Here is a 22,597-nt window from a genome sequence, read left to right on the forward strand (position 1 = left end):
TCTTTTAAACCAATCTGTTACGGGAAGACGGGACGTTTGCCGCGCGAAAGATCCGCTGAGGGAGGCCAGTCGCGCACAGGGTGCGCTCCCACAAGGAATCGGCGGACTCCCTTGTGGGAGCGCACCCTGTGCGCGACTCAGACTAGCCTCGGACCAAAGCCGGAGCGGCGGTAGGCGAGTCCGAAGTACTTAAGGCGCCTTCGACGTCGATTCGCGCAGCTGGAGCGTGTACGGCACCTGCACCAGCAGGCCATCACCGCGACCCCGCAGCACTTCCATCAGTTGCAGCGCTGCCAGCTTGCCCATGTCGCGGCTGGGCTGACGCACCGTGGTCAGCGGCGGCCACAGCTGGGTAGCAAGCGGCGTGTCGTCAAAGCCACAGACCGAGAGGTCGCGCGGCACTTTCAGTCCGCGTTCGTTCGCCGCCCACATCACGCCGGCGGCCATATCGTCGTTCGCGGCAAAGATCGCCGTGGGCTGCTCGGGCAAGGCAAACAGCTCGCGCGCGGCCAGCACGCCCGAGCCAAATGAAAACTCGCCCTGCACCACGTATTGCGCATCGAACGGCAAGCCCGCGGTCGCGAGCGCTTCCTTGTAGCCGGCCATGCGCCAGCGACTGGCGCCGTGATTGGCGATGCCCACGATATGCGCAATGCGCCGGTGACCCAGTTCCACCAGGTGCATCACCAGGGCCTTCGCCGCCTGCTGCTCGTCCATGCATACGCCGATGGACGCTTCGCGGTGCACTGGCGAGATGCTCGAATGCGGCACGCCGTGCTCTTTCAGGCGCTGCAGCAATGGCGCGTAGTCGGTGAGCGGCGGCGTCATGATCACGCCTTCGATATGGTGATCGAACACCAGCGCATCGACGCGACGGATGAAATCCTGCCCGCGCATGCGCAACGGGCAGGCCATCATGCTGTAGCGGTGGGCATCGCAGGCGTCGAGCACGCCATCCTGCACCTCGGCCAGATAGGTCGAGGCCGGGTTGTCGTTGTTGTCATAAAGCATCGCCACCAGGAACGAACGGCTGCCCGCCAGGCCACGCGCCGCCGGGCTGGGGCGGTAGTTCATGGACTCCATCGCCGCCAACACCTTCTGGCGGGTGGATTCCTTCACCGAGGATTCTTCGTTGAGTACGCGGGAAACCGTTTTTGGCGAGACACCTGTGGCGCGTGCTACATCTTCGAGGCGGACCCGCATGACTTCTCCCAACGGCGAACTGCTGCTGCCCGACCAATATGCCCCTTGCGCCCGGCGGTTTACAAGAACTGGCGTGCCAGGCGGGCGCTGTCACCTGCGTTTCACAACACACCCCCATGCGCCGCGCCCCTTCGGTTATACCCACAGACGGATTGAGGCCAGGCCGGCCACGGGCGCATAGTGGGCAGCGGGTGGCCAGGGGACCGCCCGAGTAACCAAGCGCAACACAACAGCCGATGGCGGCATCGCGATGCATCGCCCCTGCGCGAGCCGTGCCCACGTTAGTTTCCGCGACACCACTACGGAGCGCCTTGATGAATACACCACTGGGTTGGCTTACCGCATTCCACACGCTGATCAGTCTCGTCGCCACCATCGTTGGCCTCTGGGCCATTCGCGACCTGATGGTCGGCCGCTATCGCTCGGGCGCCATCACGAGCTTCCTCTGGACGGCAGTCATTACCAGCGTCACCGGGTTCTTCTTTCCCTTTCATGGCGTCACGCCGGCCATCGTGGTGGGAGTGATCGCGTTGCTCGTGCTGGCCTGGACGGTGGTGGCGCGACGTTCGATTGGCCGCTCGGGCTTCTGGACGGCGCAATTCCCCATCGGCATCGTGATCAGCGAGTACTTCCTGATGTTCGTGCTGGTCGCGCAGATTTTCGCGAAGTGGCCGGCGCTGGCCGCACTGGCGCCGGACCTGAAGCAGAAGCTGTTTGGCGCCACCGAACTGGTGGTGTTGATTGTCTTCATCGTGGTCGCCGTGCGCGCCACCAAATCCTTCAGGGTGCGCGCGGTCGCCTGAGGCCGCGCCATCTTGCAGGTCTGCCACGTCGCCCGCTCGCACAGGGGCGACATTTCCGGAGTAAGCCATGGGCGAGTACCACACTCTTTCAACGGCCGACGGAAGCTTTCGGCTCTATATCGACTATCCCGACCACACCCCCGCGCCAGCGGTGGTGGTGTTGCAGGAAATCTTCGGCATCAACAACGATTTGCGCCAGTCCTGCCGCGAACTGGCGGAACAGGGTTTCATCGCCATCTGCCCGGATCTGTTCTGGCGACAGGAGCCGGGCCTGGACTTGAACGAATGGTCGGAACAGGACTGGAAAAAAGGCCTCGCGCTGTATGAAGCGTACGACTTCGACGCCGGTGAGCGCGACGTCGAGGCGGTGGTTGCAGCTGCACGCAAACTGGAAGGCGCCAACGGCAAAGTCGGCGTGATGGGCTACTGCCTCGGCGGCCTGATGACCTACCTCACCGCCGCGCGATCAAGCATCGACGCGGGCGTGGAGTACTACGGCGGTGGGACGGAGAAATACCTGGCCGAGGCACCGGCGATCAAGGCACCGCTGATGATGCACCTGGGCGAGGAAGACGAATTCATTTCCAAGGACGCGCAGGCCAGGATCAAGGCGGCGTTTGCGAACAAGGGCAACGTGACGATCTACAGCTATCCCGGTTGCAGCCACGCGTTTGCCCGGCATACCGGTACGCATTACGACGCCAACGCCGCCAAGCTGGCGAACGGACGCACCTACGAGTTCCTGCGCCAACATCTCGCTTGAATCCAGGCGCGCGAGGGAGCGATCAAAGCTCCTTCGCTGCGTCCGCGAGCATATGTTCCAGGGCCTGCGCAGCCTGCGAAATCGATGACTGCCGGTCGATCACGTAGTCGAGCACGCCAAGCGGCGGAAGCTCCTCGGACAGCCGCACGATGCCCTCGGGCATCGCATAGCCGGTGAATGCCGCCACACCCAGCCCGGCCATCACGGCGGCCTGGATCACCATGATGCTGCTACTCACCACCGCGATGCGGTACGCACGATCTGCCGACTTCAAGGCCTCGAACATGCGCGTCCGCGAGATGCTGGGTTCGGGATGGACGGCCAAAGGCAGCACGGCTTCATCGCCACGCACCGGCGATGACGCGCCGGTGCACCAATGCAAGGGCTCGCTCTTCACCACATAACCGCGCTGGCTGCCGCTGAGCCGCTTGGCAAACACCAGATCGTGCTTGTTCTCGTCGAGCTCGCGGAACAGATCGCCGCTAAGCCCGGTGCGTATCACCAGTTCCACCTCCGGATTGCGCCGCACGAAACTTCCCAGCGCGCCGGTCAGGCGCGATGAGGCGAAGTCTTCCGGGAGACCCAGGCGCACCGTGCCGTTCAACGGCGGGCCGCACACGGTGGTCATTGCCTCGTCCATCAAATCGAGAATGCGCACGGCATAGCGATGCAACGATTCGCCATGACGCGACACCCGCACATTGCGCGTATCGCGTTCGAACAAGGGCACGCCAACCAGGTCCTCGAGCCGCCGAATGTGCTGACTCACCGTGGATTGTGACAGGCACAGCTGCTCGGACGCCGCGGTGAAGCTGGCGGTCTGCGCCACGACGACAAAGCTGCGAAGGAGTTCGGTGGGTAACGGTCTCATCGCAAAAACCTCTCAATCGTCGCTGGATTCTTCATAAATCAACGCCTTCGGCTGGGCTAGGCTGTGTCCATCCGGGAAACATGCCGCCCCTACCCGGCCATGACCGCAACGCTTTCGATGGTGCATCGACGCCATCACCCCACTTCCCTGTCGAGAGGTTATCCCCGTGAACAAGCACTTTTTCCGCCCCAGCATCCTGGCCGCAGCACTGCTGCTCGGCACCGTCGCCGCCGGTCCCGTACTGGCCGCCGAGCCCGTGCACAACATCGTCCTCGTGCATGGCGCATGGGTCAACGGCAGCGGCTGGAAACCCGTCTACGACATCCTCGTGAAAGATGGCTACCACGTCTCCGTCGCCGAACATCCGCTCACATCATTCAGCGACGATGTGACAGCCGTGAAACGCATCGTGGACATGCAGGACGGCCCCACCATCCTGGTCGGTCACAGTTACGGCGGTGCACTGGTCACCGATGTCGGCAACGACGCGAAAGTGGTCGGCCTGGTCTATATCGCGGCCCATGCGCTCGATCAGGGCGAAACGGAAGTAAGCAATGGCAAGAAGTTCCCCAGCGCTACCAGCCAAACCACCGACATCAAGAAGACGGCCGACGGCTTCCTCTATCTTGATCCGGCCCATTACCCCGCCGACTTCGCAGCGGATCTGCCGCCGCAGCAGGCGCAGTTCGAAGCGAACGCACAGGAACTGACCGCCGCTTCGGTCTTCGCCGCACCAGCGGGCCATCCCGCCTGGAAGGACAAGCCGAGCTGGTATGCCGTGGCCACGGCCGATCGCATCATCAATCCGGATCTGGAGCGCATGTACGCCAAGCGCGCCGGCAGCCATACCATCGAGGTGAAGGGCGCCAGCCACTCGGTCTACCAGTCGCACCCGAAGGAGGTGGCGGCGTTGATTGAGGATGCCGCCAAGCACTCGGGTACCTGAGACGGCATTTGCATCACGAGGCGTCGTGCGGTCTGCGCACGACGCCTCTTCGTTTTCAGCGCTCAGCGATCGCGCGTGACTTCCGCCGGCGCCGCATCGCCCACCTTCTGCGCCAACGGCAGTGCATCGCTCACCAGATGCACCAGGAAACGACCGGGCTGCTCCTGCATCATCATGTGCGCCGAGTCGGCAAAGATCACCAGGTGCTTGGACGGCGCCTTGAGATCGCCAAACCATTTTTCGGCGGTTTCGTGCGGCGTGGTGTAGTCGTGCGCACCGGCATACACGATCACCGGCAGCTTGAAGTCCGTGACCTGATCGAAGTTCACGTCCAGCAGCGGATCGAGCAGGTGGTTGAGCGAGAACAGGCTGCCCTTGTCGATCGCATCGAGGTCCTGGCGGTTGTAATCGGGTGAGAGTTCTTCCGCGTCCACGTCGAACTGGAAGTCCTTGCGGCCCCAGGCCAGGCCGCCGTAGTACATCTCCCATTTGCCGCGCACACCGATGCGATCGATGGTGAGCTTGGTGTCGCCCGGATACGGTCCGATGGATTCCAGTTCCGCGATGGCCTTGCTGTTGTTCTCGGCCTTGGCCCGGCCCAGCGCGTAGTTGTAGCCGATCGCTTCGTTGCGACGGCCGTTCACTACCTGTCCTACCGAGATATACGCGTAGAACCAATCCGGATGCAGCTGCGCGAGATGCACGCCGAGCACCGTGCCCCATGAGTGGCCGAGCAGGAAGATCTTCTTCTTGTTGTAGTGCTCGCGCAGGTATTGGGCCACCTGCGCGGCATCGTCGGTCATGCCGTCCACCGTCATCCCGGGCGCCATCGCCGCTTCGGTGTTCGCGCGATACGTCTTGCCGGAGCCGCGTTGATCCCATTGCACGACGGTGAAGTAATCCTCCCACGGCGTCTGGAAGGTGTAGCCCTCGGGCATGGCCGGCGAGGCCGGGCCACCGTGCAGGAATAACAAGATGGGGTTGCGGCGATCCTTGCCGCGCACCGAGATCCACTGGTCGATGCCGTTGATGTGCAGCTTGATCTTTTCGTCGATGCCTTGCGGCGTCAGGATCATGCGATTGCTGTCGAGGATGCGGCGCACTTCGTCGCGCGAAATCATCGATGGATCCGCCTTGGTCGCGGAGGCCGCGGGCTTGGCCGGTGCATCGTCGGCGCGGACGCGATCGACGGGCGCGCCGATCGCGAGCAACAACGTGGCGAACAGGGATGCACGCAAGATATTCAAGTCAGCTCTCCTGGCTGGTGTGTTTGGTTTTCCCCCGAGCCCCTCGCCCGGACGGATACGGTCGGCCTGAAGCTGCCGTCACAGTCATCTCAGCAAGCGGCATGCCAAGCCACGAAGCGCCACGGATCAGTGACTTGCGCGCGCCACACCAGCTCGCTGCAGCGTCCGCGGACAAACGCGCGGACGTCCGGCCGTGTCCGCCCCATACCAACACGATGCCAGTGCCGTCTTACTTCCTCTTCACTCGCGAGACATCCACTTTGACACACACTTGCCCGCCTCTGTCGCAGGATCAGCCGCGTGCCAGTCGTTCAAGTTCAACGCCCTGCCGGCGCGCACCGTCGCCGTTCGCTCTATCTGATCAGCACTCTGCTCGGGAGCCTTTTCGCAGTGCAGGCGCATGGCGAGTCTCCGTCACGCAACGGATCGCAAACTTCGGGTAGCGAACAGCTTGCCGTGCAGGTCAACGACGATCGCATGACGATCTCGGTGGCCAAGGTGCCGCAGATTTATTTGTATGGACCGATCGATGCGGGCGCAGCGCAACGCGTGCAGTCCATGATCCAGTCGCGCAAGATTCCGCCGAACAGCGATATCTATCTCAACTCGCCCGGCGGCGACGTGGCTGCGGGCATGGCGCTGGGTCGGCTGTTTCGTGCCGGCAACATGACCACGCACCTGGGTTCGCCGCGCAAGACGGCGCGCCAGCCGATCGTGCCGAAATCGTCGCAATGCGTGAACGCCTGCGCGTATGCCTATGCGGGCGGACTGTTTCGTTGGGCGCCCACGGGCAGCGATCGCTTTGGCGCGCAGCCGCTGCCGGGCACCGTCGCGCCTGGCATCGATGCCGCGGCGTATCTCAAGGACATGGGCGTGAATCCGCAGGTATTCGGCAGCACGCCGGGCGGTGAAGTGACGTGGCTCAACGCCGATCAGATGCTGGCCAACGGTCTCTCTAACAATGGGCGCTTGTTGCCCACGGCGGTCAACAGTCCCGTGGGCAATGTCGCCTCGATCTCGCTCACGCAGGTGACGCGCGAAGGCGAGCATCGCATCACCCTGCAGTGTCGTCCCGATGGACTCACCATCACCGCGTATTACGCCATCGGCGCCGACCGCGCCCGCCAGATGGTGGCGCGCGCCTCCCGTTCGTACTTCGAGATCAACGACCAACCCGTCAACAGCAGCGACCGCGTCAGCGCATCGGCCGTCGACCAATCGGTGGTGGTCAGCCAGCCCTTGGCCCTCGCGCAGCTCAACCAGTTGCTGTCCGCACACCTGATGGCCGCATGGCTGGCCGATCGCGGCGGCGCGGTGCGCTATGGCTTCTGGATGTCGCTCGATCCGGTGCGCAACGACCTGCGCACGTACGGCAACAATTGCGAATATCTGGCCAAGCAGGCAAGCGCGAAAAAAAGCTGATCATGCGCAGGGGCGGACGTCCGCCCAGCGTCCGCGGACAGCGCTCTTTCGGCGCCCCCTTCGTGGCGATGACCGTGCCAGGCCATGTGCGAGCCGCATTAGCCGTGGCACGCTTGTTGCGACACCGCTTGGCAGCGGGACGATGTCCTGCCTGATCCCGACACGGAACGAAGAGGTGAGTCATGTGGAAAACGATGGCAACGCTGTCGCTCGCACTGGCCTGTGCACTGCCCGCGCTCGCAGCGGAACCGGAGCGTACGGTGAGTGGCACTACTGTCACGTCTACGCACGATCCGAAGATACGCATCGATCTGCCGGCGACCGCGACCTACGTGGGCTCGGATCGCTGGATGCTGCTGGGCTTCGACGATTGCGAGATGCACGTCTTCGTGGACGCCGGACCCGACAGGCGCATCCAGCGTTTGTACTGGGTGCAGTTTGAGGCTTACGTACCCGAACGCCCGGATGTGCACCACGACTACTCCGGCTCACGCCACATCACCATCAACGGCTTGGATTTCTATCTCGATACCTGGGTGCAGAATGCCGAGCAGCCGGCTGAGAAGGATTCCGATGGCGACCATCAGCGTCGCCTGCTCGCGGCCAAGGGCTATCAACGGCCGGCTAACGCCATGTACGTGCGCCTGGTGCATCTTCCCGATGCCGAGAAGCGCAAGGAACTGATGGTGATCTATGGCGAGGATCTCGCCCCCACCGGTTTCACCGCGGCGCAACTGGGCGAACATGGCACGGCGCACGACCGTTGGCCGGCGATCGAAAAGGACTTGATCGCTCGCGCGCAGCAACGCGTGTCGTTCAGCCCCTAAACAAAAACACCCCGGCGTGCCGGGGTGCTTTGATCACAGATGTGCCGATCGCTTAGGGCGACTTCTCGCTGCCCGGATGCGACACGAAACGCGGCGGCGTGGCCTCGTTCGCAAACTGCCAGGTGCTCAAGTAAGCCAGCTTGAGGATCTTGGCCATCTTCGGATAGTCGATCTTCTCGGCCGTATCGCTGGGATGGTGATAGTCCGGATGGAAGCCAGTGAACCACCAGAACGCCGGCACGTTGTGCAGCACGAACGGGAACTGGTCGGAGCGGAAGAATACGTTCAAGGCGTATTCGTGGTCGAAGCGATCATCCAGCACCAGGCCCACGTCGCCATTGACCTTGGCCACCGTGTGCTGGTAGTCCGGGCTGTATGCGGCACCGATCAGGTTGAGGCGATTGCTGGTATCGGCGGGAATCTCGATCAGGCCATCCGTCTGCGGGCTGGGCTTCTCGTCGCGGCCGATCATGTCGAAGTTGATCATCGCGCGCGTGGTGTCGAGCGGACGCAGCGGGTGGGCGGCGAGATAGTACGCGCCGAGCAAGCCACGCTCTTCGGCGGCAAACACGGCAAACAGGATCGAACGCTTGGGCTTGGTCGGGTTGGCGCCGAAGGCGCGTGCGAGCGTCACCACACCCACGGTTCCCGACGCGTTGTCATCGGCGCCGTGCCAGATCTTGTCACCGGCCTGGCCGTCGTGATCGTGATGCGCGCTGATGATGATGGTCTCGGGCGCCAGCTTCGGATCACTGCCTTCGATCAGGCCCACCGCATTCCAGGTGGTCGCTTCACGGCGCGAGCTGTTCTTCAGATGCAGGCTGATGGTGGTATCGGGCAGCGCCTGCGAGCGCGGCTTGAGGTCGCCATCGATGCCTGACTGCAACGCCTTGGCCGTGCTGCCGCTGGTGCTCAGCAGCGCATCTTCCACCTCGGTGGAGATCACCATGCTTGGGATGTGCACGGGGCTGTCCGCCAACGCCTGGGCGGGAATCGGGTTCGCGGCGTGCTCAGCCTGGTGGCCGATGCGCTTGCGCACTTCCAGCTGCGACGGATGGTTGTGCGAAGGCTCGGGCGCCAGCAGCACCGCTACCGCGCCATGCTCCTGCGCATTCAACACCTTCACGTAGCCGGTCGCGTAGCGCGTGTTGCCGGTGCCATTGAAGATCGACTTCGGATCGGTCTCCTGCGGCTCGTGATCGAACACCACGACCACCTTGCCCTTCACGTCGAGGCCGGCGTAATCGTCATAACCCAGTTCCGGTGCGGTGATGCCGTAGCCTGCAAATACCACGGGCGCGGACACGTCCTGATCGGTGGGAAAGGCGCCAGAGACTTCCGGATCCTTCCACTCGGTCTCCTTGCCGCCACGCTTGAGCGCCAGGCGCGTGGCTTTCCCATCAGGCCGATATTCGATCAACGGCACCGCCTGAAGAAAGCTCGGCTGCCCCTGCGCATCGGTCGCCGCTGGCTTCAACCCGGCCTTGGCGAATTCCGAGGCGATCCACTGCACCGACGCATCATCGCCCGGCTGCAGCGAGAGGCGTCCCTGCAAGGCATCCGATGCCAGAAAGCTGATGTCCGCACGCAAGTCGCCCTGGCGGATCTGCGCAAGGCCGGGCTGCTCGGCAGCGGGAACCGCGGCCAGCGCGGTGGTGGTAAACGATGCGGCGAGCGCGAAGGCTAGGAAGCTGCGTGACATAGGCACTCCATGGGATTCGGACGGCCAGCCGTCCGAGGGGATGAAGTGCGAGGGTGCCACGTGCGCCAGCAACGATCAAACCGGCCAGGCCAGGGGCGCACGCGATGGCGCCCCGTGCCATCAAACGATCATGCCTTCACTCGTTCGAACACCACGCCTGCCGCCTGCAGGTCGCCGCGGATTTTCAGGTCGATACCCTGATTCATCCAGTACGCGCCGCTGGCTTCGACCGGTGTGCCTTCCACGGCTTCGCCGTGGATCAGGCGATAACGGTAGCGTGCCTTCGGATCGAGTCCGCGCAGGCGCAGCGTGGGGTATGGCTCCGCTTCGTGGCCCTGTCGCTGGAAGGCGAACAGCACCGCCTGGCTGCCGTCGGACGCCACCGTTTCGGTGGCCGACTGCGGCGACTCCTCGCGCGGCGACAACAGGCGATACAGCAGGCCACGCTGCACGGTGGCGCGGATGCGCTTGTACTCGGCCACGTAGTGCTGCGCGGTCGCGTTCTCTTCCGGCGTCCAGTCGAGGATGTTCGCGCCGATGCCCAGGCCGCCCTGCATCGAAGAGAGGAAGCGGAAATCCAGCGAGCTCTTGCGGTCGTTCACCCAGTTGGGCGACCCGGTGACCCAGGCCATCATCACGCCGGGTGCATAGGCGTAGGTAAAGCCATCCTGGATCGACAGGCGGTCGGACGGATCGGTGTTGTCCGAGGGCCACACCTCATCGGTCAGACCCATGATGCCCAGGTCCACGCGTGCACCGCCGCCGGAACACGATTCGATCTCCACGCCCGGATGCTTCGCGCGCAATCGACGAATGATGTCGTACAGGTTGTTGGTGAAAGCGACGTAGACCTTCTGCTGTTCCTCCGGCGCGACTTCCGGCCAGCCCGGCTCGGTCCAGTTGCGGTTGTAGTCCCACTTGAGGAACTGGATCTTGTTCTCCGACAGCAGGCGATCGAGCACGCCATACACGTAGTCGGCCACGTCCTTGCGGGCGAGATTGAGCACGAGCTGGTTGCGACCTTCGCTGCGCGGGCGGTCGTTGAAGTGCAGCGCCCAATCCGGGTGCGCGCGGTACAGATCGCTGTCCGGATTGATCATCTCCGGCTCGACCCACAGGCCGAAGCTCATGCCCAGGCCCTGCACCTTGTCGATCAGCGGCTTGAGGCCGTGCGGGAACTTGTCGCGATTGACCGTCCAGTCGCCCAGTCCCGCGTGGTCGCTGTTGCGCGCGCCGAACCAGCCATCGTCGACCACGAAGCGCTCAACGCCGAGCTTGGCCGCCGCCTCAGCCAACTTCTCCTGGCCGGTTTCATCGACCTTGAATTCCGTGGCTTCCCACGAGTTGTACAACACCGGCCGCAATTTGGTTTCGGCGCGCTCGGGCAGCACGGTATTCATTTCGAAGCGATGCATCAGCCGCGACGCCTCGCCAATGCCATCGGACGTATAGCCCGCGTAGAACACCGGCGTCTGCAGCGATTGCCCCGGCGCCAGCCGGTAAGCAAAGTCGAACGGATTGAAGCCGCCCGTCACGCGCACCTGATGCAGCACGTCCTGGTCGACGCGGATATGCCAGGAGCCACTCCAGGCCAGCGCGCCGAACCACACCTCGCCATGCGCTTCGTTCCATTCGCCGCCACGTTCGATGGCGAACCACGGATTGTTCTGATCGCCGGTGGTGCCGCGGCGGCTACCGATCTCGGTGGCGCCCGGCGTGATCGCGCGCGTCTGCAGATGCCATTCGCGCGCCCAGCTGCCGGTGAGGTAGCGCAGCGAGTAGTGGTCGCCCGTCGGCAGGTTCCAGCTCGCCGCCGAGGCCTGATCGACGGTCATGGCCTGCGCGGTGTGGTTCTCGATGCGGGCGGAGCGGCCGATGATGCCCGTCGCCGGATCAGCCGTGTAGCGCAACCACACCGACACGTCGAGGCGGATATCGCGCAGTTCCACTTCCAACGCGTCGCCGTCGAGGCGGTGGCTGGCGTAGTGCAGCACCAGGTCGCGGTTGCCATCGGCGAAATGCGCCTTGAGATCGGGTTCGACGGTGATGCGCCCGCCCCAGCCTGCATATTCCTGCGGCGACGTGCTGCCCGGCGAATCGAACGAAGAGTGACCCGGCGATACGCGAGCCGGACCGAGCGGGTCGTCCGTCGCCAACCGCGCGCCCCAGTAGACGGTCTGCAACATGCCATCGGAATCGACGCCGAACGCGTAGGTGACTTGTCCCGCATCGATGCGGAACATTTTGCGAGCGGCGTCATAGCGGATCGCCGGCGCGGCGCTTGCCGTCTTTGCTGCGACGGGCGCGGCCATGAGTGGCAGCGGCGCGGCGGCGCCGAACAGGAAACCCAGCGCCAGCACGGCGGCGCACGTCTTGCCCCTGGAATGTCGCATCACCTGGCACGTTCCTCGAAGTTGCTGCAGCAGACCCGCTGTCGCGCGCGGGCAGTGGCATGGACGTCCGCCGACGCTGCGCGCCGAACGGACCGAGGCAAGGATGCAAACATATTGTAGTACAACTGACAAGACGTGCCGCAGCATGAAAAGCGCTCTATAGGTTTGTATCCTGCCTACTTGTATGACAATTTAAGAACCACGCACGAGTGACGCGGCCACCCCGGTCGCGCGCCAGCCCGCGGAGCCGATGTTCCCATGCACAACGATCTCTCGATGCCGGGCGCGATGCCCGACCACGTCGCCGCCGCGCCCACTGCCTACCTCTGGCTGATCTGTCTGGTGGCGGCGCTCGGCGGTCTGCTGTTCGGTTATGACTGGGTGGTGATCGGCGGCGCCAAGGCGTTCTACGAGGCCTACTTCGGCGTGCACAATCCGGCCATGTCGGGCTGGCTGATGAGCTCGGCCTTGATTGGCTGCATCGTCGGCGCGATGTGCGCAGGCATGCTGGCCGACCGCCTCGGTCGTCGCCCCTCATTGATCATCGCCTCGGTGTTGTTCGTGGCCAGCGCGCTCGGCGCCGCCGCGGCGAACGACGCAGCGGTGTTCGCGGTGTTCCGCATCGTCGGCGGCATCGGCATCGGCCTCGCTTCGGGTCTGTCGCCGATGTACATCGCCGAGGTCAGCCCGGCCGCCGTGCGCGGACGTCTGGTCGCGATCAACCAGCTCACCATCGTGATCGGCGTGCTGCTCGCGCAGTTGGTCAACCTGTGGATCGCGCGGCCGGTGCCGGCGGGCATGGATGCCGCAGCGCTCCTGCAGTCGTGGAACGTGCAGCACGGCTGGCGCTGGATGTTTCTTTCCGGCGGCGTGCCCGCGGTGTTCTTCCTGCTGCTGTCACTGACCATACCCGAATCGCCGCGCTGGCTGAGCCGCCGCGGTCGCGACGCGCAGGCCGCGACGGTGCTCGAGCGCATTGGCGGCGCCGACTACGCGCGCGACGTGCTGGCCGCGATACGCGCCTCGCACCACGATCATCCCGCCGGCGATGCACGGCGCATGTCGCTGTGGGCGCCGGAAGTGCGGCCCATCCTGGTGATTGGCGTGGTGCTCGCGGTCTTCCAGCAGTGGTGCGGCATCAACGTGATCTTCAACTACGCACAGGACATCTTTGCCTCGGCGGGCTTCGACGTGAACGACGCGCTCAAGTCCATCGTCGCCACTGGCACGGTGAATCTGGTGTTCACTGTGCTCGCACTGCGGCTGGTCGACAGCTGGGGGCGCCGCCGACTGATGCTGGTCGGCGCGAGCGCGCTGGCAGTGATTTATGCGTTGATCGGCGGCGCTTATGCGCTGCACGTGATGGGCTTGCCGGTGTTGGTGCTGGTGCTGGCAGCGATCGCCGTCTACGCCACCACGCTGGCGCCGGTGACCTGGGTGCTGCTGGCGGAGATCTTCCCTGACCGTATCCGCGCACAAGCGGTGGCGTTGGGTGTGTTCTCGCTGTGGACTGCCTGCTTCGTCCTTACCTACAGCTTCCCCTGGCTCAACGCGCGCCTGGGGCCGGCAGGCAGTTTCTGGATCTACGGACTGATCTGCGCGGGCGGCTTCCTGTTCATCCTGCGACGCGTGCCGGAAACGGCGGGCGTACCGCTTGAGTCGATGGAAGCGCGGCTGACCGGTCGCGCGGATTGAGCGACCACACCGGCGCAATTCCCTTGTAGGAGCCCACCCTGTGGGCGACCGCTCCTAGCCAAGCGCTCACCGCCCACCGGGATGGATCCCACAAAAGCAGGCTAGTGGCCAGCGAGGCCCCTCAGTCGTGATAGATCTGGCTACGCCCGCCATCGATCAGCAGGTCGGTGGCGTTGATGAAGCGCGCCTCGTCGCTGGCGAGGAACAGCGCCGCGTAGGCAACCTCCTCCGCTCGACCGATGCGCTTGCACGGCAGCAACTCGGCCTGGCGGCGGCGTTCCGCTTCCGGGTCGGGGCAGGACTGGAAATAGCGCTCGGCTGCCGGCGTCATGATCAGGCCCGGCGAGATCGAGTTCACGCGGATGCCGCGCGCGGCGTATTCGATGCCCAGCGAGCGGGTCAGTCCGATCAGTCCGTGTTTGGCGACCGGATACGGGAACGCGCCGGGAATGATCTTGTGCCCATGCACCGACGCGATGTTGACGATGTGGCCGTAGCTCGCCGCGAGCATCGACGGTAGCGCCGCGCGAATGCAGTGCCATGCGCCCGTGAGGTTGGTGTCCAGGCAGCGGCGCCAATCCTGCTCGGTGGTCTGCAGCGGATCGCCGAACACATTGACGCCGGCGCAGTTGATCAGGATGTCGAGCCCGCCCAAAGCATCCAGGGCCTCGGCAAAAGCCACGTCCACCTGCGCTGAGGAGGATACGTCCGCGCCCACCGCAACCATGCGTCGCCCGGTCGCTGCAGCCAGCTGTCCGGCGACTGCCTTGGCGGGTGTCGCGGTGAGGTCGAGCAGCACAAGGTCGGCGCCTTCGCGTGCGAACAGCTCGGCAATGGCGCTGCCGATGCCGCTGCCCGCGCCAGTAATCAGCGCGCGCTTGCCCTGCAAACGCGGCCGGCCCGTCGCAGAGAAGTCGTAGTTGCTTGCAGTCATGGAGTCGACCTCGCGGGCATCAGGGAATCAACGGGGAGATTGGCGAGACTTCAGTAACCAACGGGCGCAGGCGAAACGCAACATGCCGCGCCAGTCGCTCGCCCGGCGCCAGCCGCGTCATGCCGTTCGCCAACGCACCACCTGGACGATGCACGGCATCGATGCAGTGGTCCACCGGTTCGAAACAGAAAAACTCGGAGCCGACCGGCGTGTAGAGGATGAAGGCATCCATGTCGGCGACGATATCGAGCGCCAACCCCAGCCCCGGCCACTCGATCGTGGCCTGGCCGTCCCAGCCGATGAAACAGTGGTTGAGTTCCTCGCCGGGCAAGGCGCGGCCTTCGCGAAAATCCCAGGCCGCCGGCACCGCGGCACGCTCGACCGGGATCGGCGAACGACCATCGTTGAGCCACACCTGCGTCGCCGCAGCACGCAGGCGCGCGCCGTCGTGATGCAGAAAAAACGGATGCAGCCCGAGCCCGAACGGCAGTGCCGCCTCGCCATCATTGCGTACCGATAGCGACACATGCAGGGTGTCGTCCCGCAACGCGTAGCGCTGCCGTGCCTGATAGGTGTAGGCACCCGGTGTCGCGTCATCCAGCGCGAGCGCGATTTCGTCCGGACCTTGCTGCTCGACCCGCCAGGCGCGCTGCCAGCCGGTGCCGTGGATCGGATACGGATCGTCGTCGCGGTTGGGCGATAACACCACCTGCGCACCGTCCATCTCGAAGCCGCCTTCGGCAATGCGATTGCTCCACGGCACCAGCGGATAGCAAGCCAACCGGTTCGGCTCGAATGACTCCGCCGACATCGCCGGCGGACGCAGCGGACGCATCAGCGGAACCCTGGCGCCCTCGCGCCACGCGTCGAGATACGCCATGCCACCGCCGAACGACGGACAGATCCCCGCCGCCAACGCCGCGCTGCTCAACTCCATCATGCCCATGCCTCAATCATGCTGGCGGCCGCGCCCGGATGGACGCAGCCGCTTGAAACGGCTCGCTGCGCGCATCCGTGCATGCGCAACGAGCCGGGGTTGCTTCGCCTCAGTTCCAGTCGATGTGCACGCCGGCGGAGATCGTCCGGCCATCGGCTTCGGCGTAGCTCTCGCGATCCAGATACACCTGATACTGATAGATCTTCTCGTTGTTGAGGTTGGTCGCCTGCAGGTAGAACGAGACATTCTTGTTCAAATGATAGTTGCCGCTGAAGTCGAGCTGGCCATACGCCTTGACCGTGGTCGGCTGTCCTTGCGCACCGGCGATCGAGCTCAGGTAGGCCTGGCGCCAGTTGTACGCCAGACGCAGCTCGATCGGCCCCTTCGTGTAGAAGAGGCTCGCATTGGACGAGTTGCCGATACCGGGGATGGCGAACTTGCCGGTGGTGCTGATCTCGGTGCCACTGGCCGAAGCACTGCTGGTCACATAGGTGTAGTTGGTGGCCACACCCAGGCCGTCGAACGGCGAAGGCAGATGCGTGAACTGGTAGTTGAAGGTGAACTCGGCGCCCTTGATGGAGGCGCTGTTGAGGTTCACCGGCTCGGTCAGCAGGAACGGGAAGCCGAGCAGCTCCGTGGTGCTGGTCACCAGCGTGCTGAAGTTGTCCACCTTCTTGTAGAAGCCATCCAGCGCCACGTAGCTCGTATCGGCGAAGTACCACTCCAGGCCCATGTCAAAGTTCTTGGACAGATACGGCTTGAGTTCCGCATTGCCCTTGGTGATGGTCTGGTCGGTCGGACGGAAGTCGTAGCCAACGGCTGCCGACAGGTTGCTCAGGTCGGGACGCGTGAGCGTCTTGGACGCGGCGGCGCGGAAGATCAGATCATCGCGCAGGTTCAGGCGGAAGTTTGCCGACGGCAGCCAGTTGCTGTAGCTGCCGTGCGCGCTGATCGGCGAGATCGCGCCATAGGTCGGGATCGCATTGGTCGGGTCGTTGGGGTTCACCACCAGCGACACCAGCGGCACCGAGTACGCCTCCGAGGTGGTATCGGTCTTGGTGTAGCGCATGCCCAGGTTCAGCTCCCACGGCATCTCGCCGATGTTGCCGTCGAGCGTGCCCATCGCATAAGCCGCACGCACGATCTCGTGGATGCGGCTGTACTTCTGCGGATCAGGGATCGCGCCGAAGCTGCCGCCATTGGCATCCAGCTGCGCCTTGAAGGCGGCCGCGTTCGGCAACTGATTGTACGCGGCAGGCGTGGCCAGATAGGCGAACAGCTTGTTGACGTCGTAGTCGATCCACTGCTGCGGGAAGCCCGGCGACACGCCGCCGACCAGCGAGCCGAAATTGCCCACGTGCGCACCGATCGCCGACGCGGGGATGGTCGCCACGTAGCCGCAGTATTCCGCGCAGCCGAAGCTGTTGGGCGTGTTGTACGTGTCCATCGTCTTGTCCTGCGACGACTGCTCCAGGCCAAAGTCCAAGCGCGACAGCACGCCTTCCTGGAACGTGTGCGAGAGATGCAGGCGGTTCTCGAAGATATCGTTGCTCACGTTCGGGCTCTGCGTGCCTTCGTTGGTCACGTGGGCATGCAGATTATTGACGTCAGTGGGCGAGAGGAAATCGGTGTAGCTCGGCAACTGGCTGTTGCCGTTGTTGGTCCACGCCGGATTGACGCCGAGGTTGCGCGTACCGATCACCACGAAATAGCCGTTGGCCGACTGCTTGTTCCAGGCGCGCGAGACGGACGAGTCGAAGTCGACCTGCGTGTCCTTGTCGATCTGGTAGTTCAGATTGATGCCGAACTGCAGGTTTTTCGAATCGCGCGGGTTGCCCTCCTTGATGTAATCGTTCGACATGCCGCCCGTCGCGTTCTCGCTGAACGATTGCGCGGTGTTGTTCGCGCCCGGCGTGATGGAGTCGATCACATACGGATTGGTGTACAGGCCGAAGGCGTTGTAGCTGTAGTCCACCTTGTACTCGGAGTACAGGCCGTCCACTTTCACGGTGAGGTCGTCGATCGGCTTCCAGTCGATTGCGCCACTGAGCGCCTGACGCGTGCGCTTCTCATGGGTGACCGAGCCTTGCAGACTCTGCGGCAGGTAGACATCCGTGTAGTTCGGATTCACCCACGGGAAGCCCATGTGCATCCAGCCGGAGGTGTCCACCGACTCGGTCGAATGGTCGCGCTTGTAGTACACCGCCGAGACCAGCCAACCGAAGGTGTGATCGGCATTGGTATTGCCGATGATGCCCGACACTTTCGGCGTGACCTTGCCGCCGACCGAATCGTCATTCACGCCACCAAGGCTGGTGGAGGCATGAAAGCCATTGAAGTCCAAGGGCTGCGCCGTCACCAGGTTCACCGTGCCGCCGATGCCGCCTTCGTCGAGGTCGGCCGTGCCGGTCTTGTGGACCACCGCCTGCTGCAGCAACTCCACCGGCAGCACGTCGAAGTCGAACGCGCGATCGGTCGAGGACGATGCCATGTCGCGGCCGTTCACCAGCACGTTGACGAACTGCGGACCGAAGCCGCGCACGGTGATCTGCGAGGATTCGCCGCCGCCGCGATTCACCGACACGCCGGGCACGCGCTGCAACGCGTCGGCCACGTTCTGGTCGGGAAACTGGCCTGCTTCCGCGGCGGACACCGAATCGACCACGCCGATGTCGTCGCGCTTGGTTTCCTGCGCGCGCAACAGCGACTCCAGCTGACCGGTCACCTGGACAGCGTTGAGATTGGTCGCGTTCTTTTTCGCATCTGCCGAAGCCGCCGCCGCATCCGGCGCGGCCGAAGCCACCGGCGCTGCCGTCGTATCGGGCGCTGCCGTCTGCGCGTAAAGATCGGTCCCCGCCAAGCCGCACGCGGCGCCGACTGCACACAGCAACGCACTACGGATACCCACCGTGAGCTTTCTCGTCTGCATCATGCCTTCCTCTCCCAAAGACGCTGTTCTTGTTTGGTAGCCATGCCACCGCGTCATCGCGGCGGTCATCGTCATCGCGCGGCCTCGCCACATCGGGCCGCTTGCACAACGCCAGCCCCTTTGGGCCGTTGGCGCGGATCGGCATATGAGCATATGGTATGATGATTGACAATAAGGGCGACCCGCTCAACAGCGGCCCTTTTGAGATGCATCGCAACATCAGGGAAGTCCCGCAAATGCGACAATCGCCGGCAATCCAGCTACCAGCTCCAATAGCCAGCGATTTGTTGACATGACGCGTCGCATCACAAGTCATTCGCAATTCGATTCGGCGGCGCCGGATCCTGCTTTCGACATACCGCCAGAACACGGATGACGCTGCGCGAAGGCTCTGCTATAAGGTTACTTGTATGACAAATGGACCGACTGACAGGCGCTGATGCACCCCATGACCAAACACTCCGCTCCGCCCTCGTCGATCCGCCCGGGCCGCCTCCCGGCCAAGACCACGCCCACGCGCAACCTGCACGGCCACGTGCTGCACGAGATCGGCCAACGCATCATCGGTGGCGACCTCAAGCCGGGCGAGGTGCTTCCGCGCGAGGAACTGCTGGCCGAGCAGCTCGACGTCAGCCGCACTGCCTTGCGCGAGGCCATGAAGGTGCTCTCCGCCAAGGGGCTGGTCGAATCGCGCCCGAAGGTAGGCACGCGCGTGCGCGACGCGCGCGCCTGGCACCAGCTGGACGCCGACGTGCTGGCCTGGCGCTGCGCCCGGATGCCCACCGACGATTTCGTGCAGAAGCTGGCCGAGATGCGCGAGGTGATCGAGCCGGCCGCCGCCGCTGCCGCCGCCAAACGCCGCACCTACGAACAGTTGCAGTCGATCGAGGACGCCTACGCGGCTATGGAAGCGGCCGCCGACCTGGATGCCTGGGCCGACGCCGACCTCGCTTTCCACGAGGCGGTGCTCAACGCCACCAACAACGAGCTGATGGTCTCGCTGTTCGCGGTGATCGAGAGCGCGCTCGGCACCTTCTTCGTGCTGTCCGCGCGCACCGCCAAAAACTTCAAGTACGCGCTGCCGGGCCACCGCAAGGTGCTCGATGCGATCCGCCGCAGCCAGCCCGAGGCGGCCCGCCGCGCGATGCTCGCCATGGTCGAGGACTCGCGCGCCAACATGCAGAAAGGCCGCGCGGCGCGGAGCTGATTCGATGATGCGATTGATCGGCCTGGACTGGGGCACCTCCAGCCTGCGCGCCTTCCTGTTCGATGCCGAGGGCGTGGTGCGCGAACGCCGCCAGCGCGGCTGGGGCATCCGTCATCTTCCCGAAGGCGGCTTCGCCGCCGCGCTGGCCGACGTGCTGGCCGAGTGGCCGGTCGGACTTCCGGTGCTCGCCTGCGGCATGGTCGGCAGCCGCAACGGCTGGCTCGAAGTGCCGTATCTCGACACGCCGACGAGCGTCGATCGCCTGGCCGGCGCGTTGACCGCCATGACCACGCCCGACGGTCGCACGCTGCACCTTGTGCCCGGCCTGCGCGATCCCTCGCGCCCCGACGTGATGCGCGGCGAGGAGACGCAGGTCGTCGGCGTGGTGGCGCAATCGGCTGAAGTCGCCCGGCACGGATGTCTGTTGCTGCCCGGTACGCACAGCAAGTGGGTTTCGTTGCGCGATGGCGCGGTCACCGGCTTCGCGACGCTGATGACCGGCGAGCTGTTCGCCATGCTGACGCAGCACTCGATTCTCGGCGCGCAGTTGCCACCCGCCGCCGAAGACGACGGCGCTTTTCTTCGCGGTGTCGAGGCGGCGCGCGACAGTGGTGCGGCTGGCGCGCTGTCGATTGCTTTCTCGGCGCGTACGCTGCTGCTCGACGGTGTCCTGGCACCCAGCTCGGTATCCGATTATCTGTCCGGCCTGCTGATCGGCGACGAACTTCGCATCGCCATCGCCAAGGGCTGGGTCGATGCGCAGACCACCGTACACATGGTCGGCGAAGGCCCGCTGTGTGCTCGCTATCTGCGCGCGGCGGAGCGTTTTGGCCTGACTATCCATCAGGCGCCGGACGCCACCACTTCCCACGGGCTGTGGCGCATCGCCGATGCCGCCGGCCTGATCTCCACGCAAGCAACGGCATAAACGCATGAAGTCATGGCTTGACCCCCTCCCCCTTGTTGCCATCTTGCGCGGGCTGACGCCCGACGAATCGGTCGAGATCGGTCACGCGCTGGCCGGTGCCGGCTTTCGCATGCTGGAAGTGCCGCTCAACTCGCCGCAGCCGTTCGAGAGCATCCGTCGCCTGGTCGACGCACTGGGTGGCGACTATCTGATCGGCGCCGGCACCGTGCTCGATCCCGCCAACGTGAAGAAGGTTGCCGACGCCGGCGGCCGTTTGATCGTGATGCCACATGCCGACGTCAACGTGATCCGCGCTGCGAAGCAGGCGGGCCTCTATTGCGTGCCGGGTGTCGCCACGCCGACAGAGGCGTTCGCTGCGCTTGCCGCCGGTGCCGACGCGCTGAAGCTGTTCCCCGCCGAACAGGCCAGCCCCGCCGTGCTCAAGGCATGGCGCGCGGTATTGCCCAAGGATCTGGCCGTGCTGCCGGTCGGCGGCATCGCGCCCGACAACATGGGACCGTGGCTGGCCGCCGGCGCCGGCGGTTTCGGTATCGGTTCCTCTCTCTACGCTCCCGGCCGCCCGGCCAGCGATGTCGCGACGCGCGCACGCGCGTTCGCCGACGCCTGGCGCAGCCACTCTGATGCAAAAGGATCGCATGCATGAAGATCACCCGCCTCACCACCTATCTGGTTCCCCCGCGCTGGCTGTTCCTGCGCATCGAGACCGATGCCGGCATCGTCGGCTGGGGTGAGCCCATCGTCGAAGGGCGCGCGCACACCGTCGCGGCTGCCGTGGATGAGTTGTCCGACTACCTGATCGGCAAGGATCCGCGTCATATCGAAGACCTGTGGAATGTGATGTATCGCGGCGGCTTCTATCGCGGCGGCCCGGTGCTGATGAGCGCCATCGCCGGCATCGACCAGGCGCTATGGGACATCAAGGGCAAGGATCTGAACCAGCCGGTGCATCAGCTGCTCGGCGGCCCCGTGCGTGATCGTATTCGCGTGTACTCGTGGATCGGCGGCGATCGCCCGGCCGACACTGCGCGTGCCGCCAAGGAAGCCGTGGCGCGCGGCTTCACCGCGGTCAAGATGAATGCCACGGAAGAACTGCAATACGTCGACACCTACGACAAGGTCGAGTTGCTGCTCGAGAACGTGCAGGCGATCCGCGATGCGGTAGGCCCACACGTTGGCATCGGCCTGGATTTCCATGGCCGCGTGCACAAGCCGATGGCCAAGGTACTGATGCGCGAGCTGGCGCCGTTCAAGCTGATGTTCATCGAAGAGCCGGTGCTCTCCGATCACCTCGAAGCGCTGCCGGAACTGGCCGCGATTTCGCCGGCGCCGATCGCGCTTGGCGAGCGACTGTATACGCGCTATGACTTCAAGCGCGTGCTGCAGATGGGTGGCGTGGACATCATCCAGCCCGATCCGTCGCACGCGGGCGGCATCACCGAAACGCGCAAGATCGCCGCCATGGCCGAGGCCTACGATGTGGCCCTGGCGCTGCACTGTCCGCTCGGTCCGCTCGCGCTCGCCGCGAATCTGCAGCTCGATGCGGTGTGCCACAACGCCTTCATCCAGGAACAAAGCCTGGGCATCCACTACAACGCCGGCAACGATCTGCTCGACTACGTGAAGGATCGCAGCGTGTTTGCCTACGAGGATGGCTTCGTCGCCATTCCAAACGGTCCCGGCTTGGGCATTGAGGTCAACGAGGCCTACGTGGCCGAGCGCGCTGCCGTGGGTCACCGTTGGCGCAATCCGATCTGGCGCCATGCCGACGGCAGCGTGGCGGAGTGGTGAGC

At 64.6% G+C, this 22,597-nt stretch carries 18 protein-coding genes; 10 read left to right on the forward strand and 8 right to left on the reverse strand.

The window, feature by feature from the left end; genetic code table 11:
* Positions 1-189 precede the first annotated feature (189 nt).
* Positions 190-1,203, reverse strand: a complete 1,014-nt coding sequence (locus AC1DMY_RS11665; protein WP_477165132.1) for a LacI family DNA-binding transcriptional regulator — start codon at positions 1,201-1,203, stop codon at positions 190-192.
* A 314-nt stretch (positions 1,204-1,517) separates the two neighbouring features.
* On the opposite strand from AC1DMY_RS11665, the gene AC1DMY_RS11670 reads away from it, so the two are divergent.
* Together AC1DMY_RS11670 and AC1DMY_RS11675 are read left to right on the forward strand one after the other, a co-directional pair.
* Complete coding sequence (locus AC1DMY_RS11670; protein WP_477165133.1) at positions 1,518-2,006, forward strand: hypothetical protein; 489 nt, start codon at positions 1,518-1,520, stop codon at positions 2,004-2,006.
* Between the two features lie 67 nt (positions 2,007-2,073).
* Entirely contained in the window at positions 2,074-2,769 is a 696-nt protein-coding gene (locus AC1DMY_RS11675; RefSeq protein WP_477165134.1) for a dienelactone hydrolase family protein, read from the forward strand.
* Positions 2,770-2,791: 22 nt separating this feature from the next.
* Here AC1DMY_RS11675 and AC1DMY_RS11680 read toward each other — a convergent pair whose 3' ends face one another.
* A complete protein-coding gene (locus AC1DMY_RS11680) occupies positions 2,792-3,640 on the reverse strand; it encodes a LysR family transcriptional regulator (protein ID WP_477165135.1) in 849 nt (282 codons plus the stop codon).
* Between the two features lie 166 nt (positions 3,641-3,806).
* Between AC1DMY_RS11680 and AC1DMY_RS11685 the strand changes: the two genes are divergently transcribed.
* A complete protein-coding gene (locus AC1DMY_RS11685; RefSeq protein ID WP_477165136.1) occupies positions 3,807-4,586 on the forward strand; it encodes an alpha/beta hydrolase in 780 nt (259 codons plus the stop codon).
* Positions 4,587-4,648: 62 nt separating this feature from the next.
* Here the strand turns inward: AC1DMY_RS11685 and AC1DMY_RS11690 are convergent, their stop codons facing one another.
* On the reverse strand, positions 4,649-5,833 hold the full coding sequence (locus AC1DMY_RS11690) for an alpha/beta fold hydrolase (RefSeq protein WP_477165137.1): 1,185 nt from the start codon (positions 5,831-5,833) through the stop codon (positions 4,649-4,651).
* Positions 5,834-6,133: 300 nt separating this feature from the next.
* Here AC1DMY_RS11690 and AC1DMY_RS11695 point away from each other — a divergent pair, with 300 nt between their 5' ends.
* Positions 6,134-7,255 carry a hypothetical protein gene (locus AC1DMY_RS11695; RefSeq protein WP_477165138.1) on the forward strand — a complete coding sequence of 374 codons (1,122 nt, stop codon included), beginning with the start codon at positions 6,134-6,136 and terminating at the stop codon, positions 7,253-7,255.
* A 182-nt stretch (positions 7,256-7,437) separates the two neighbouring features.
* The gene (locus AC1DMY_RS11700) at positions 7,438-8,082 is read left to right on the forward strand and encodes a hypothetical protein (RefSeq protein ID WP_477165139.1); all 645 of its coding nucleotides are present in this window, start codon (positions 7,438-7,440) and stop codon (positions 8,080-8,082) included.
* 52 nt (positions 8,083-8,134) lie between these two features.
* On the opposite strand, the gene AC1DMY_RS11705 is transcribed toward AC1DMY_RS11700, so the two are convergent.
* On the reverse strand, positions 8,135-9,784 hold the full coding sequence (locus AC1DMY_RS11705) for a M28 family peptidase (RefSeq protein WP_477165140.1): 1,650 nt from the start codon (positions 9,782-9,784) through the stop codon (positions 8,135-8,137).
* A gap of 128 nt (positions 9,785-9,912) precedes the next feature.
* Positions 9,913-12,177, reverse strand: coding sequence for an alpha-galactosidase (locus AC1DMY_RS11710; protein WP_477165141.1), 2,265 nt, complete (start codon positions 12,175-12,177; stop codon positions 9,913-9,915).
* A 258-nt stretch (positions 12,178-12,435) separates the two neighbouring features.
* On the opposite strand from AC1DMY_RS11710, the gene AC1DMY_RS11715 reads away from it, so the two are divergent.
* Positions 12,436-13,872, forward strand: coding sequence for a sugar porter family MFS transporter (locus AC1DMY_RS11715; protein ID WP_477165142.1), 1,437 nt, complete (start codon positions 12,436-12,438; stop codon positions 13,870-13,872).
* Between the two features lie 121 nt (positions 13,873-13,993).
* Here AC1DMY_RS11715 and AC1DMY_RS11720 read toward each other — a convergent pair whose 3' ends face one another.
* The 3 genes from AC1DMY_RS11720 to AC1DMY_RS11730 all read right to left on the reverse strand — a co-directional run bounded on the left by AC1DMY_RS11720 (position 13,994) and on the right by AC1DMY_RS11730 (position 18,675).
* Entirely contained in the window at positions 13,994-14,806 is an 813-nt protein-coding gene (locus tag AC1DMY_RS11720) for an SDR family oxidoreductase (RefSeq protein WP_477165143.1), read from the reverse strand.
* 19 nt (positions 14,807-14,825) lie between these two features.
* The gene (locus tag AC1DMY_RS11725) at positions 14,826-15,746 is read right to left on the reverse strand and encodes an aldose 1-epimerase (RefSeq protein WP_477165144.1); all 921 of its coding nucleotides are present in this window, start codon (positions 15,744-15,746) and stop codon (positions 14,826-14,828) included.
* 106 nt (positions 15,747-15,852) lie between these two features.
* A complete protein-coding gene (locus AC1DMY_RS11730) occupies positions 15,853-18,675 on the reverse strand; it encodes a TonB-dependent receptor (RefSeq protein WP_477165145.1) in 2,823 nt (940 codons plus the stop codon).
* A gap of 436 nt (positions 18,676-19,111) precedes the next feature.
* Between AC1DMY_RS11730 and AC1DMY_RS11735 the strand changes: the two genes are divergently transcribed.
* Genes AC1DMY_RS11735 through dgoD form a run of 4 tightly spaced genes read left to right on the forward strand, consistent with a single transcriptional unit; the run spans position 19,112 to position 22,595 of the window.
* Entirely contained in the window at positions 19,112-19,879 is a 768-nt protein-coding gene (locus AC1DMY_RS11735; protein ID WP_477165146.1) for a FadR/GntR family transcriptional regulator, read from the forward strand.
* Between the two features lie 4 nt (positions 19,880-19,883).
* Positions 19,884-20,807 carry a 2-dehydro-3-deoxygalactonokinase gene (locus AC1DMY_RS11740; RefSeq protein ID WP_477165147.1) on the forward strand — a complete coding sequence of 308 codons (924 nt, stop codon included), beginning with the start codon at positions 19,884-19,886 and terminating at the stop codon, positions 20,805-20,807.
* A gap of 4 nt (positions 20,808-20,811) precedes the next feature.
* Positions 20,812-21,450: a 2-dehydro-3-deoxy-6-phosphogalactonate aldolase gene (locus AC1DMY_RS11745; protein WP_477165148.1), complete on the forward strand. Its 639-nt coding sequence runs from the start codon at positions 20,812-20,814 to the stop codon at positions 21,448-21,450.
* Positions 21,447-22,595, forward strand: a complete 1,149-nt coding sequence (dgoD, locus tag AC1DMY_RS11750; RefSeq protein ID WP_477165149.1) for a galactonate dehydratase — start codon at positions 21,447-21,449, stop codon at positions 22,593-22,595. Before AC1DMY_RS11745 ends, dgoD begins: the two co-directional genes overlap by 4 nt.
* The last annotated feature ends 2 nt before the right edge of the window (positions 22,596-22,597 follow it).

This window comes from Dyella sp. 01L423, assembly GCF_056399945.1.